General features: G+C 72.7%; 12 protein-coding genes and 3 tRNA genes. 7 read left to right on the plus strand and 8 right to left on the minus strand.

What is annotated here, in order from left to right; all coding sequences use genetic code 11:
* Positions 1 to 114: 114 nt before the first annotated feature.
* The 3 genes from ACFZAM_RS18905 to efeU form a co-directional block, all read right to left on the minus strand.
* Entirely contained in the window at positions 115 to 1,617 is a 1,503-nt protein-coding gene (locus tag ACFZAM_RS18905; RefSeq protein WP_391047372.1) for an aldehyde dehydrogenase family protein, read from the minus strand.
* Between the two features lie 149 nt (positions 1,618 to 1,766).
* The gene (efeB, locus tag ACFZAM_RS18910) at positions 1,767 to 3,017 is read right to left on the minus strand and encodes an iron uptake transporter deferrochelatase/peroxidase subunit (protein WP_355344867.1); all 1,251 of its coding nucleotides are present in this window, start codon (positions 3,015 to 3,017) and stop codon (positions 1,767 to 1,769) included.
* 131 nt (positions 3,018 to 3,148) lie between these two features.
* Positions 3,149 to 5,299: an iron uptake transporter permease EfeU gene (gene efeU / locus ACFZAM_RS18915; protein ID WP_391047375.1), complete on the minus strand. Its 2,151-nt coding sequence runs from the start codon at positions 5,297 to 5,299 to the stop codon at positions 3,149 to 3,151.
* 247 nt (positions 5,300 to 5,546) lie between these two features.
* On the opposite strand from efeU, the gene ACFZAM_RS18920 reads away from it, so the two are divergent.
* The 3 genes from ACFZAM_RS18920 (at position 5,547) to ACFZAM_RS18930 (ending at position 8,527) form a co-directional block, all read left to right on the plus strand.
* On the plus strand, positions 5,547 to 6,353 hold the full coding sequence (locus tag ACFZAM_RS18920; RefSeq protein ID WP_391047378.1) for an SDR family oxidoreductase: 807 nt from the start codon (positions 5,547 to 5,549) through the stop codon (positions 6,351 to 6,353).
* Between the two features lie 236 nt (positions 6,354 to 6,589).
* Complete coding sequence (locus tag ACFZAM_RS18925) at positions 6,590 to 7,558, plus strand: SDR family oxidoreductase (RefSeq protein WP_391047381.1); 969 nt, start codon at positions 6,590 to 6,592, stop codon at positions 7,556 to 7,558.
* Between the two features lie 126 nt (positions 7,559 to 7,684).
* Positions 7,685 to 8,527, plus strand: coding sequence for a helix-turn-helix domain-containing protein (locus tag ACFZAM_RS18930; RefSeq protein ID WP_391047382.1), 843 nt, complete (start codon positions 7,685 to 7,687; stop codon positions 8,525 to 8,527).
* A 68-nt stretch (positions 8,528 to 8,595) separates the two neighbouring features.
* On the opposite strand, the gene ACFZAM_RS18935 is transcribed toward ACFZAM_RS18930, so the two are convergent.
* Entirely contained in the window at positions 8,596 to 8,772 is a 177-nt protein-coding gene (locus ACFZAM_RS18935) for a hypothetical protein (RefSeq protein ID WP_355344748.1), read from the minus strand.
* A gap of 175 nt (positions 8,773 to 8,947) precedes the next feature.
* Entirely contained in the window at positions 8,948 to 9,151 is a 204-nt protein-coding gene (locus tag ACFZAM_RS18940) for a hypothetical protein (RefSeq protein WP_391047386.1), read from the minus strand.
* Here ACFZAM_RS18940 and ACFZAM_RS18945 point away from each other — a divergent pair.
* The 4 genes from ACFZAM_RS18945 to ACFZAM_RS18960 all read left to right on the plus strand — a co-directional run bounded on the left by ACFZAM_RS18945 (position 9,128) and on the right by ACFZAM_RS18960 (position 11,515).
* Positions 9,128 to 10,054 carry a hypothetical protein gene (locus ACFZAM_RS18945; RefSeq protein WP_391047388.1) on the plus strand — a complete coding sequence of 309 codons (927 nt, stop codon included), beginning with the start codon at positions 9,128 to 9,130 and terminating at the stop codon, positions 10,052 to 10,054. The two genes, ACFZAM_RS18940 and ACFZAM_RS18945, sit on opposite strands and share 24 nt — an antisense overlap.
* 140 nt (positions 10,055 to 10,194) lie before the next feature.
* Positions 10,195 to 10,635: a phage holin family protein gene (locus tag ACFZAM_RS18950; protein WP_355344864.1), complete on the plus strand. Its 441-nt coding sequence runs from the start codon at positions 10,195 to 10,197 to the stop codon at positions 10,633 to 10,635.
* The gene (locus ACFZAM_RS18955) at positions 10,632 to 11,252 is read left to right on the plus strand and encodes a DUF3618 domain-containing protein (protein ID WP_391047390.1); all 621 of its coding nucleotides are present in this window, start codon (positions 10,632 to 10,634) and stop codon (positions 11,250 to 11,252) included. The genes ACFZAM_RS18950 and ACFZAM_RS18955 overlap by 4 nt, the downstream gene beginning before the upstream one ends.
* A complete protein-coding gene (locus tag ACFZAM_RS18960; RefSeq protein WP_391047392.1) occupies positions 11,249 to 11,515 on the plus strand; it encodes a DUF4235 domain-containing protein in 267 nt (88 codons plus the stop codon). Before ACFZAM_RS18955 ends, ACFZAM_RS18960 begins: the two co-directional genes overlap by 4 nt.
* A 230-nt stretch (positions 11,516 to 11,745) precedes the next feature.
* Here the strand turns inward: ACFZAM_RS18960 and ACFZAM_RS18965 are convergent.
* The 3 genes from ACFZAM_RS18965 to ACFZAM_RS18975 form a co-directional block, all read right to left on the minus strand.
* A tRNA-Ile gene (locus tag ACFZAM_RS18965) sits at positions 11,746 to 11,819 on the minus strand.
* A 156-nt stretch (positions 11,820 to 11,975) separates the two neighbouring features.
* Positions 11,976 to 12,048: transfer RNA gene (locus ACFZAM_RS18970), tRNA-Asn, on the minus strand.
* 5 nt (positions 12,049 to 12,053) lie between these two features.
* Positions 12,054 to 12,126 (minus strand) — tRNA-Asn (locus tag ACFZAM_RS18975).
* Positions 12,127 to 12,149: the final 23 nt, after the last annotated feature.

A 12,149-nucleotide genomic window follows, 5' to 3' on the forward strand; every position in this document is an offset into this window, starting at 1 on the left:
CCCGGAGTTCCGCTTGTCCCGGCTTCGCCGGGAAACTCCCCTGCGGACAAGTCGCCGCAGCTCAGGCCAGGTCGGGGCGGTCTGTACAGCGTCGGGCCGGTGCCCGGCGGCGGCTCAGCCGGGCCAGACGAGACTCTGCGTCTCACTGTAGGCGTGCAGCGCGTACGACCCCACGTCCCGGCCGACGCCGCTGCGCTTGAAGCCGCCGAAGGGCGCCTCCATGTTGCGGCCCACGGTGTTGATCCCGACGCCGCCCGCGCGCAGCCGCCGCGCGACCCGGAAGGCGCGGGGCACGTCGGCGGACCACACGTAGTCGATCAGGCCGTAGTCGCTGTCGTTGGCGAGCGCGACGCCCTCGTCCTCGTCGTCGAACGGCAGCACCACGACGACGGGCCCGAAGATCTCCTCGCGGACCACCCGCATGTCGGGCGCGCAGTCGGCCAGCAGTGTGGGGGCGACGTAGAACCCCCTTTCCAGCGGCGGGCGTTCACCGCCCGCCAGCAGGGTGGCGCCCTCCTTGCGGCCGAGCGCGACATACGCCTCGACGCGGTCGCGGTGGGCGGCGGAGATGACCGGGCCGACGACGGTGGCGGGTTGGGCGGGGTCGCCGACGACGAGCCGTCGCGCGTACCCGGCCAGTCGCTCCACCAGCCGTGGGTAGACCGCGCGTTGGGCCAGTACGCGGGTGGGGGCGGTGCAGATCTGGCCGCTGTAGAAGCTGAAGGTGGTGCCGATCCCGGCGACGGCCGAGTCGAGGTCGGCGTCGTCGAAGACCAGCGCGGCGCCCTTGCCGCCGAGTTCCATCAACTGCCGTTTCATACCGCGCCCGCAGGTCTCCGCGATGCGCTGCCCGACGGCCGTGGAGCCGGTGAAGCTCACCATGTCGGTGTCGGGCGACCCGACGACCGCCTCGCCGACGTCGGCGCCCGAGCCGGTCACCACGTTGAGCACACCCGGCGGCAGCCCGGCCTCGGTCAGCGCCTCCGCCATCCGGTAGACCGACAGCGGGTCCTGCGGGGCGGGTTTGACCACGACGGTGTTGCCCATCGCGAGCGCGGGCGCGACCTTGCCCGCCGGATTCGCCCAGGGGTTGTTGTAGGACGTGACGCAGGCGACGACGCCGACCGGCTGCCGGACCGCCAGCGCGCCGAAGACGCCGCCCGCGCCCATCGCGGACGCCTCGTTGAGCTGCGGGAGCAGCGCGGTCTCGGTGGGTTCGAGCGCGCCGCGCGCGTATCGCAGGAAGCGGGCGGCGGCCACGCCGACCTGCATGCCGCGGGCGGTCGCGGCGGTCGCGCCGCTCTCGGCGCCCGCCAGGGCCGCGTACGGCTTCAGTTCGCGCAGGATGATCCGCCCGGCGCGCTCCAGTATCCGGCCGCGCTCCTCGGGGCGGGTGCGCGACCAGCCGTCGAGCGCCTGCCGGGCGGCGGCGGTGGCCGCATGCGCCTGTTCCGGGCTCGCTTCCGGCGCCCGCCCGACCACGCGCTCGGTGGCCGGGTTCAGCACGTCGTAGTGCCCGCGCTCCGGGGCGGTCCACCGCCCGCCGATGAACAGCGCGTCCTCGATCGCCGTCCCGTCCGTACCTGTTGACGTATCCGCCGCCCTGTCCACCGCCATGCCCGCCTCCTCGGCCGCCGGTCCCACCGGAATCCGGCACGGGCACAGCATGCCTGACGGACCGTCAGATGAGGAGAGGCGGACGGCAGCTGATCCGCCCGGCCCGACGGTGTGCTGACGGAATGTCAGGCGGAGAGTCGGGCGGAGGCTCAGGCGGAGAGCAGGCCGCGGCCGAGCCAGTCCTTGGTGTCGCGGACGCCGGGCAGCACGAAGAAGTAGCCGCCGCCGACCGGGGAGATGTAGTCGACCAGCGGCTCGTCGATCAGCCGGGTCTGGGTGGCCTCGAACTGCCGCTGTACGTCCTGCTGGTAGCAGCAGAAGACCAGCCCCATGTCGAGGTTGCCGACCGCGTCCACGCCCCGGTCGTAGTTGTAACCGCGGCGCAGGATGCGGGAGTCGTCGGTCCTGGCGGTGCGCGGGTTGGCCATCCTGATGTGCGCGTCCAGCGGGATCGCGTTGCCCTGCGGGTCCTTGGCGTAGAGCGGGGTGTCGGTCTCCTTCGCGCCGTCCAGGGGCGCGCCGGTGTCCTTGCGGCGGCCGAACATCAACTCCTGCTCGGTGAGCGAGACCCGGTCCCAGAACTCGACCAGCATCCGGATGATCCGGATCGCCTGGTAGCTGCCGCCCGCCGCCCACGCGGGCTCGCCGAGCGCGTCCGTCACCCACACCAGCCGGTCCATCTCCCGGCCGGAGCGCACGTCCGGGTTGGCGATGCCGTCCTTGAAGCCGAGCAGATTGCGCTGCGCGCCGGTCGGCCGGGGCGCGTTCTGGAAGCCGTCCATGCGCCACTTGATCTGCATGCCGCCGCGGGTGTGCCGGGCGATGTCGCGCAGCGCGTGCAGGACGGTGTCCGTGCTGCCCGCGCAGATCTGCAACGACAGGTCGCCGTGGCACTGCGCGGCCTGGAGGTTGTCGTTGGGGAAGGTCCGCATCGGGGTGAGGCGGCGCGGCTTGGCGCCCGCGAGGCCGTAGCGGTCGTCGAAGAGCGAGGAGCCGACGCCGACGGTGACGGTGAGCGCGTCGGCGGGGACGGTCGGGCCGAGGATGCCGTTGTCGGACGGCGGCGCGCCGACGCCCAGGTCGTCGGGGGTGCCGCCCGCGGTGAGGAAGCGGGCCCGCTCGGTGATCGTCCTGAACAGGTCGGCGAGTTCGGCCCTGGTGTCCGCGATGACGTTCAGCGAGACGAAGGTCGCCGCGGCGGGCTGCGGGGTGATGACGCCCGCCTGGTGCGCGCCGTGGAAGTCCACCGCCGCGGCCTGGCCGCGCTGACCCGCGTCGGCCGCCTGGGCGCTGCTGCCGCCGGCCGCCGTGCTCAGCGCGAGGCCGCCGCCCGCCAGCGCCGCCGCGCCCGCGCCCGCGCCGAGCGCGGTCTTCACGAAGGACCTGCGGCCCGCGCCCATCGGGCAGGTGCCGCCGCCCGCCGCGTCACCCCCGTAGCCCTCGTGGCCTTCGGGTCGGGTGGAGTCGGCGGGCATCTGCTGCTTCCCTTCGGGGAGTTGTTCGGGTCCTGGCGCCGTACGGTCCTCGCGCCTCATGCGGACTTCCGGATTTCGAGCAGGTCGGGGACGGGCGCGAGGTCTTCCAGGAGCTGGCCGGTCGCGCCGTCGATCGTCGCGCGGGCCGCCGCGTCGAGCGAGCCGACCGGGGTCCAGGCGGCGCCCTTGTGCGCGCCGTCGAGCAGCCTCTGGAGGCGGGCGATGTCCGCGTCGATCAGGGCCAGTTGCCGCGGGTCCCGCCGGGTGATCAGCGGCCGCAGCACCGTCAACAGCTCTTTCGTACCGGCCAGGTTGGCGTTCGCGGTCGCCAGATTCGTCCCGCTGCCCTCGTCGGTGTCGCCGGTCAGCTCGAACTGGAGGGTGTTCTCCAGGATCTCGTGGCTGCGCAGCGGCAGGTCGGACGGGTCGAAGTCCTGCGTGGGGAACGCCTTGCGCAGGCCCGCCACGTCGGCGCCGAGCCGGACGGCGAGCGGCTTGAGCGAGGCCGCGGACTCGCCGTGCCACAGCCCGTACTCGATGCGGTGGAAGCCGGTGAAGGACGGGTCCTTCTCGCCGCCCGGCAGTCCGTCCTTGCGGCCGTTGATCTTCGCGTCGAAGTCGGCGAAGGTCCCGTAGGCGGCGCCGAGCGCGGAGTACGTGTCGTGCGCGGTGAGCCAGTCGGCGCGCGCCGCGGTGAGGTCGCCCGCCGCGAGGTCGGCCGTCAGTGTGCCGGTCTGGCCGACCAGCCTGCCGAGCCCGGTGTTCACATAGGCGCGGTACGACGCGAGCGGCGGCTGGAGTTCGGACGCGGCCAGCGGCAGGACGGCCTTGGTGGTGCTGCCGCCGGAGACCCGTACGGACGCCGAGGTGACCGCCTTGCCGCTGGTCGGCACGCAGCGCCAGGCGTATTCGCCGCTGCCGACGGTGGCGACCAGGTCGCGGGTGGTGCCGGGGGCCAGGCCCTCGATCTCGCCGTAGACGGCATTGGTGGCGGGGTTGATCAGATAGACCTCGGACGCCTTGTCGCCGGTGTTGCGCATCGAGAAGGTCCGGCGGCCGGGCTGGGGGGCGCTGAAGCCCTTGCCGCACTCGGTCGGCGAGACGGCGACGGTCTGCGCTCCCGCGGGCTTGCCGTCGCCGAAGGCCACGACCAGGCCGCCGATCACGGCGGGGATCGCGACGACGGCGGCCGGGAGCAGCCATACGGGACGGGAGCGGGTGCGGGTGCGGGTGCGGGCGGGCACCGCCGTGACAGCGGGCACAGGGGCGGGGTTCGGTGCGGAAGCGGGGGCCGGTGCGGCGGTGGGGTCCGGTGCGGAAGCGGGCGCCGTCTCCGCCGCGGTCGGCTCGGACGCCGGTGCCTCGGCCGCCTTCTTGGATACGGGCGCGGGCGCGGGCTTGCGCAGGCCGCGTACGAACAGCGTCATGACGATCGCGAGGTAGCCGACGTAGGCGGCGACCTGGAGCCAGGTCATGGCCGGGGTGAGGTTGAGGACGCCCTGGAGGAGGGCGGCGTACCAGGAACCGGCGTCGATGTGCGCGCTGAGGTCGAAGGCGTACGCCGTCTTCCCGGCGAGCACGCCGCCCTCCTGGAGGTCGCGCAGGCCGTAGCCGAGGACGCCCGAGGCGATGACGATCAGGACGGCGCCGGTCATGGTGAAGAAGCGGCTCAGATTGATCTTGAGCACCCGCCGGTACAGGCCCCAGCAGAGCCCCGCGGCCAGCACCAGGCCGATCGCGGCGCCGGCCAGCGGGCCGCCGGACTCCCCCGCGGCGCGGGCGGTGGTCCACAGGAAGAGCGCGGTCTCCAGGCCCTCGCGGCCGACCGCGAGGAAGGAGGTGAGGACCAGCATGCCGCCGCCCATGGCGAGCGCGGCCGTCACCTTCTCCCGGATCTCACCGGACAGATTGCGGGCCGAGCGGCGCATCCAGAAGACCATCGCGGTGACGAAGGCGACGGCCACGACGCTGAGCGTGCCGCCGAACGCCTCCTGCGCGGTCGCCGACAGATTCGCGGCGGTGAAGGTGAGGACCGCCCCGAAGCTCATCGACAGGGCGATGGCGGCCAGGACGCCCGTCCACACCTGCGGGAGCCGGGACTTGGCGTCGCCGCGCACCAGGGTGGCCACCAGGATCGAGACGATCAGCCCGGCTTCGAGACCTTCCCTGAGTCCGATCAGGAAGCTCGGAAACGCGTCGTCCCACATCGATGTTCGTCCTCCCGGACCCGTGCTTAGGTGTGCCTGGCCTGACTTAGGCATACCTATCCTGCGGATCGGGGCCCGCGAAGTCTCTATGCTCCGGTTCCGTATTGGGTAAAAAGGACACCACGTGACACCAGGTGACACCGAATGTGCGCGGGCCGCGCGGGCCGCTCCCCGCTCAAGGTGGGATCGGCGATCCCTGGACAAGTGGGGCCTTCATCCGGCCGTCGCCGCCGCCCACGCTGGAGTCATGACCACGCACACGGACACGACCACCGGCACGACCACGGACAGCGCCGCACCGGCCAGGATCGCGATCGTCACCGGCGCCAACCGCGGGCTCGGCCGCGCCACCGCGCTGCGGCTCGCCGCGGACGGCGTCGATCCGATCATCACCTTCCGGTCGCACGAGGACGAGGCGGCGGCCGTGGTCGCCGAGGCGAGGGCGCTCGGCCGCACCGCGTACGCGCTCCGCCTGGACACCGCGCGGACCGCCGGATTCGCGGACTTCGCCGACGAGGTGCGGCGGCTGCTCAAGGAGGGCTGGGGGCGGTCGGACTTCGACTACCTCGTCAACAACGCGGGCTCCGCCGTGACGGAACCCTTCCTCGAAGCCACCGAGGAAGGCTTCGACACGATGCTGAACGTCCACTTCAAGGGCGTCTACTTCCTCACCCAGCGGCTGGTCCCGCTGCTCGCCGACGGCGGCCGGATCGTCAACCTCTCCACCGGGCTGACCCGCTTCACCAGCGAGGGCCTGTCGGCGTACGCGTCGATGAAGGGCGCCGTGGAGGTGTTCACCCGCTATCTGGCCAAGGAGCTGGGCCCGCGCGGCATCACCGCGAACGCCGTCGCGCCCGGCCCCACCGGCACCGACTTCGGCGGGGGCTTCATGCGGGACGACGAAGGCGTCAGGGCCGCGCTCTCCGGCCAGGCCGCGCTCGGCCGGGTCGGGACCGCCGAGGACATCGGCGGGGTGATCGCCGCGGTGCTGTCCGACGGGACCGGGTGGATCACGGGACAGCGGATCGAGGCGTCGGGCGGGTTCCTGCTCTGACCCGACGGGTTCCCGCTCTGACCCGACGGGTTCCCGCTCTGACCCGGCGGGTTCCCGCTCCAGCCGGGCGGGTTGCTCCTCCGACCTGGCGGTTCCCTCGCCCGCCGCACGGGATACGTATCCGCACGCCGTCCATTTGTGTTCCTCCCCACCCCTCCCCCTCCGCTGGAAGGCGCTCGCCCGCCCCCGCGAATGCGGCATCGCCCGCCCCCACTCACCGTCAGGAGCGAACCGTCATGACACGTAAGAACGCACTGGACACCGCGGTGCCCGATCTCAGCGGAAAACTCGCCGTCGTCACGGGCGGGAGCGACGGGATCGGGCGGGGGCTCGGCGGGCGGCTGGCGCGGGCGGGCGCGGAGGTCGTGCTGCCGGTGCGGAACGCGGCGAAGGGCGCGGCGGCCGTGGAGCGGATCCGGGCCGAGGTGCCCGGCGCGCGGGTGTCGACGCGGGAGCTGGACCTGGCGTCGCTGGAGTCGGTCGCCGCGCTCGGCCGGACGCTGGTCGCCGAGGGCAGGCCGGTCGACATCCTCGTCAACAACGCGGCGGTGATGACCCCGGCGACCCGGCAGACCTCCGCGGACGGCCTGGAGTTGCAGTTCGCGACGAATCACCTCGGGCACTTCGCGCTGACCGCGCATCTGCTCCCGCTGCTGCGCGCCGCGGGCGGCGCGCGGGTGGCGACCCAGTCGAGCATCGGCGCCCGCCAGGGGGCGCTGGCCTGGGACGACCTCCAGGCGGAGCGCGGCTACGCGCCGATGAAGGTCTACAGCCAGTCGAAGCTGGCGGTGCTGATGTTCGGCCTGGAACTGCACCGGCGCAGCGTCGCGGGCGGCTGGGGCATCACCAGCACCCTCGCGCATCCGGGCCTGACCTCGACCAATCTCCAGACGGCCGGGCCGAATCTGGGCCGCGCGAAGCGGACGACCTGGATGGACCGCGCCTTCCGCTGGCAGTCCAGGCTCGGGCTGTTCGTGCAGACCGTGGACGACGGGCTGCGGCCGGTGCTGTACGCGGCGACCGCGCCGGGGGCGGTCGGCGGCGCCTTCTACGGCCCCGGCGGCCTCGGGCATCTGACCGGCCCCGTGGTGGAGCAGCCGCTGTACCGGTCGGCGCGGAGCGAGGAGGAGGCGCGGCGGGTCTGGCAGGTGTCGGAGGAGCTGGCCGGGGTGCGCTTCCCGGACAGTGTGGCCGCCGAGAGCTGAGCCGCGGACGTGCCGGGGGGGGGGGGAAGACCGTGGCCGTACGGGCGGGAGGGCGCGGACGTACAGGCGGGAGACCGGGACCGGACAGGCGGAAGACCGGGGACGTACAGGCGGGAGACTGGGGTCATGGACCGAGAACAGCTGGCGGACTTCCTGCGCACCCGGCGTGAGGCGCTGCAACCCGAGGACGTGGGGCTGCCGCGCGGGCCGCGGCGGCGTACGCGGGGGCTGCGGCGCGAGGAGGTCGCCGCGCTGTCCGGCATGTCGACCGACTACTACGGCCGGATCGAGCAGGCCCGCGGCCCGCAGCCGTCCGCGCCGATGCTGGGCGCCATCGCGCGCGGCCTGCATCTCTCGCTCGACGAGCGCGACCACCTCTTCCGGATGGCGGGGCACAGCGCCCCGGAGCGCGGATCGGGCAGCGACCACGTCAGCCCCGGTCTGATGCGGATTCTCGGGCGCCTGGACGACACTCCCGCGCAGGTCATGACGGATCTCGGCGAGACGCTGACGCAGACCCGGATGGCGCTCGCCCTGCTGGGCGACGAGACCGGGCACACCGGGATGGCCCGCAGCTTCGGCTACCGCTGGTTCACCGACCCCGTCACCCGCCGCATCTACCCCGAGGCCGACCACCCCACCCACAGCCGGATCTTCACCGCCGGGCTGCGCGAGACGCTCTCCCGCCAGGGTCCCGGCTCGCGGGCCGCCGCCCTCGTCGACGCCCTGCTCGCCGTGAGCCCCGAATTCGCCACCCTCTGGAGCGCCCACGAGATCGGCGTCCGCCACCCCGACGACCTCAAACGGATCCGTCACCCCGAGGTCGGCGTCCTCCACCTGCACTGCCAGGTCCTCCAGGACCCCGCCCAGTCCCAGACCCTCCTGGTCTTCACCGCCACCCCCGGCACCGACTCCTACGAGAAGCTCCAGCTGCTGTCGTCGCTGGGCGAGCGCGGCGCGACGGCGTAGTCAGGGAGTCACGTACGGGTACGTCACGTACGGGTACGGGTCCGGCCCCGTACCGCCGCGGTCCGGGGTCAGACCTGTTCCGACTCGCCTTCCACCGCGAGCTGCCACTCCGCCTGGAGGCGGGCCAGTTCCGTCAGCTCGTCCGGGGTCCACGAGGTGCGACCCGCGCTGAGCCGACGTATCCGGGCATTGAGCTCGGCCGCGTCGGCGAACGCGGAATCGGGAGCCGGAGGCGTGCTGGGCATGGGCGCAAACATATCCACGATCCGATAAACGCCCGGTATACGCCGAGCCCATCCCCCGGACCCCCCGGGTGTAATCCATCCCACTCCGGGGCAGACGCGCGGCCGGCCCCTCCGCGCCCCCGGACGGCGCCTCTCAGCGCCGGTCAGCCCTCGGTCGGCGTTCGGTCAGCGCCGGTCAGCGTTCGGGGCAGAGCGTGTAGCGCAGCGTGAGAGCCGCCGGGGGCTGCTGCGCGCGGGGGCGGGCCTCACGGCCGCCGGGGCGCTCGGCGCGGCCGGAGTCCTCGCCGCCGCGGGACCGGCCGCCGCCGACCTGCCGGTCACCCCGCCCTTCTCGCTGGAGGGCGGCGGGGACCAGGTGTTCTGGCGCAAGCCGCTGCACGAGACGTCCTGGGCCATGCAGTCCTTCGCCTACGACAACGTCAACGGCCACATCTACTTCGCCCAGCACCGCCCCGGGGACAACGAGAACGACTCCGACGACGGGGACCCGTCAAAGGCGCACATCCACTACGGCGACATCTGGATCGTCCGCACCGACCTGGCGGGCAACGTGCTCGGCACCATGGCCCTGCACCAGTTCGGCCACGGCTCCTCGATGGCCGTCGAACCCACCGGCGCCGGTTCCGCGCCGTACCTGTGGATCGAGGGCGACAACTACAACGTCGCCAAGGGGGCGTACGAGGACAGCGGCTACCGGCTCACCCGGTTCCGTTACACCGAGGGCATCACCCTCACCTACGGCAACCCGTCGGTGATCCCGATCCAGGACCGTACGCCCACCATCACCACCTACGCGGGCCTGCCCCGCCCCGCGATCGACCCCGTCAACAACATGCTGCTGGTCCGCTACGCCACCCAGTCCACCTCGCCCAACCCCTGGCGGCTGGTGGTCTTCCCGCTGGCGGACGCGGTGGCGGGACGGCTCTCCCAGGACGACAGGAAGGCCGAACGCGCGCTGCCCACCAACGCCCAACTGAAGATCCCGGACGACGCCGCCTTCCAGGGCGTCACCCTGTACGGCGAGTACGCCTACCTCCTCTACGGCGGGTCGGGCGGCCCGTCCTACCTCGCCGCCGTGAGCATGAACGACGCCGGGGGCGGGCACGGCGAGGTCTTCCGCACCACCGCGGGGGCGACGATCCCGGGCCGCGAGCCGCAGGGCTGCGCGATCTGGGTGGCCGACGGCCAGCCCCGCCTCGCCTTCGGCTTCTCCGGCAAGACCGGCACCACGACCGACCCCAGCTTCGACGCGAGCCTCTTCTACAAGAACACCTTCGCCTGAGGGTGCCCGCGCCTTCCCCGTACGTCCCCCGCCCGAGCCGAACCGATGTGCCCGCCACGCGGCCGCCTGCCGAAGCGCGTGTGCGCCCGTCCGGCCCGGGTAGCCGGGCGCATAGGAGACGGAAGGACCGGTGAGTGGTGATGGATCCCGTCGGAACTCGGGCGGCAGGGGACGGCTCCGGAGCGGCGGACGGCTCGGGCGAGCCGTCGGTCGGTGAGCTGGTGTCGCGCGCGACACAGCAGATGTCGCAGCTCGTGCGCGAGGAAATGCGGCTCGCCCAGGCCGAGATGGCCCAGAAGGGCAAACGGTTCGGCATGGGCGGCGGGCTGTTCGGCGGTGCGGGGCTGCTGGCCTTCATCGGTCTGGAGGCGCTGGCCGCCACGGCGGTCGCGGCGCTCGCCCTCACGTTCTCGGTGTGGCTGTCGGCGCTGATCGTCGCGGTGGCGCTGCTGGCGCTCGCCGCCACGCTGGCGCTGGCGGGGAAGAAGGAAGTGAGCCGCGCGACGCCGCCGGCTCCCGAGCAGGCGATCGCCGGTGTGAAGGCCGATGTCGCCACCATCAAGGAAAAGACGAAGCGATGACCATCGACCCGCATGACGAGAAGGACCCGTCCACCCCCGAGGAACTGCGCGCCCAGGTGGAGAGCACCCGTGAGCAGCTCGGCGAGACGGTGGAGGAACTGGCCGCCAAGGCCGACGTGAAGGCCCGCGCCAAGGACAAGGCCGCCGACATCAAGGAGGAGGTCGGCGACAAGGCCGCCCAGGCGAAAGACAAGGCCGCCGAGGTTAAGGACAAGGTCGGCGACAAGGCCGCCCAGGCGAAGGACAAGGTCCAGAGCAAGGTCACCGAGCTGAAGGACCGCGCCCAGACCACGAAGGACGAGGCCCAGGACACCGCTCAGGACACGGCGGCCGACGCGTCGGCCTCGGCCCGGGCGAAGGCGGCCGAAGTCGGCGCGCTGGTCCGGGACAAGACGCCTGAACCGGTGCGGGAGAAGGCCGCCGCCGCCTCGGCCAAGATCGCTGAGGGCACCGCGGCAGTGGCCGCCAAGGTCAGCGAGAAGACCCCCGAGCCCCTGGCCGAGAAGACCCAGCAGGCCGCCGACGCCGTCAAGCGCCGCCCCGGCGCGGCCGTCGCCGCGGCGATCGGCGCCGCCGTGGTGTTCTTCACCGTCCGCTGGAAGAGGGGCCGCAAGTGAACGCAGCGAAGATCGTCTACCGCCCGGTCGGTCTCCTGCTCAGCGTGGCCAGTGGCGCGTTGGCCGGAGCCGCCTTCAAGCAGATGTGGAAGGTGGTCGGGCACGACGACGACACCCCGGACGCGCTGGACGAGGAGCGCGCCTGGAAGGAGGTCCTGATCGCGGCCGCGCTGCACGGGCTGATCTTCGCCGTCGTGAAGGCGGCGGTCAGCCGGAGCGGCGCCACCGCCACCCGGCGGCTCACCGGCACCTGGCCGGCCTGACCCGCGCCCCACGCACGCGGAAAGCGGGGCCGCGCCGCGCGGTCTCACGCCGATCAGCCCTGTCCCCCGCCGAGTTGTGCCACGAGGCCGCCAGGGCGACCTCACCCGGCCCCGTCAAGGACGTGCCGCGGACGCCACTCGGACGGATGCTCGCGCGGGGGGTGTCGGCACCATGATCGCCGCCCCCGGAGACCGTCCGCGAAGTGCCGGCTTCGCGGCACGGCGCAGGGTGGGGCGGGTGGGACTCGAACCCACGACCGACGGATTATGAGTCCGCTGCTCTAACCGGCTGAGCTACCGCCCCGTACGGTGCGCCTCGCGCGCCGTCTGCCGCAGCATAGCTGCTCATACGATCTGTCGCCCTCGCGGGTCACAGACGCGTCATTGGGTGGACTCGCGGGGGCGGGGAGTTGGTTCCCCGGGACATGAAAAAGGACCCCAACGGGGTCCTGATCCGGCGCTCCCCCGACTGGACTCGAACCAGTAACCTGCCGGTTAACAGCCGGCTGCTCTGCCAATTGAGCTACAGGGGACCGAGCTCCCCCGACTGGACTCGAACCAGTAACCTGCCGGTTAACAGCCGGCTGCTCTGCCAATTGAGCTACAGGGGATCGCTCTGCGTGCACCGAATGCA

The sequence above is a fragment of the Streptomyces sp. NPDC008079 genome (assembly GCF_042957385.1).
In the GTDB taxonomy this organism is placed as follows: Bacteria; Actinomycetota; Actinomycetes; order Streptomycetales; family Streptomycetaceae; genus Actinacidiphila.

Excerpts from the sequence above, each read along its gene's own strand:
- ACFZAM_RS18905 (WP_391047372.1), bottom strand. The coding sequence starts at position 1,617 with ATGGCGGTGGACAGGGCGGCGGATACGTCAACAGGTACGGACGGGACG.
- efeB (WP_355344867.1), bottom strand. The coding sequence starts at position 3,017 with ATGGGCGCGGGCCGCAGGTCCTTCGTGAAGACCGCGCTCGGCGCGGGC.
- efeU (WP_391047375.1), bottom strand. The coding sequence starts at position 5,299 with ATGTGGGACGACGCGTTTCCGAGCTTCCTGATCGGACTCAGGGAAGGT.
- ACFZAM_RS18920 (WP_391047378.1), top strand. The coding sequence starts at position 5,547 with ATGACCACGCACACGGACACGACCACCGGCACGACCACGGACAGCGCC.
- ACFZAM_RS18925 (WP_391047381.1), top strand. The coding sequence starts at position 6,590 with ATGACACGTAAGAACGCACTGGACACCGCGGTGCCCGATCTCAGCGGA.
- ACFZAM_RS18930 (WP_391047382.1), top strand. The coding sequence starts at position 7,685 with ATGGACCGAGAACAGCTGGCGGACTTCCTGCGCACCCGGCGTGAGGCG.
- ACFZAM_RS18935 (WP_355344748.1), bottom strand. The coding sequence starts at position 8,772 with ATGCCCAGCACGCCTCCGGCTCCCGATTCCGCGTTCGCCGACGCGGCC.
- ACFZAM_RS18950 (WP_355344864.1), top strand. The coding sequence starts at position 10,195 with ATGGATCCCGTCGGAACTCGGGCGGCAGGGGACGGCTCCGGAGCGGCG.
- ACFZAM_RS18955 (WP_391047390.1), top strand. The coding sequence starts at position 10,632 with ATGACCATCGACCCGCATGACGAGAAGGACCCGTCCACCCCCGAGGAA.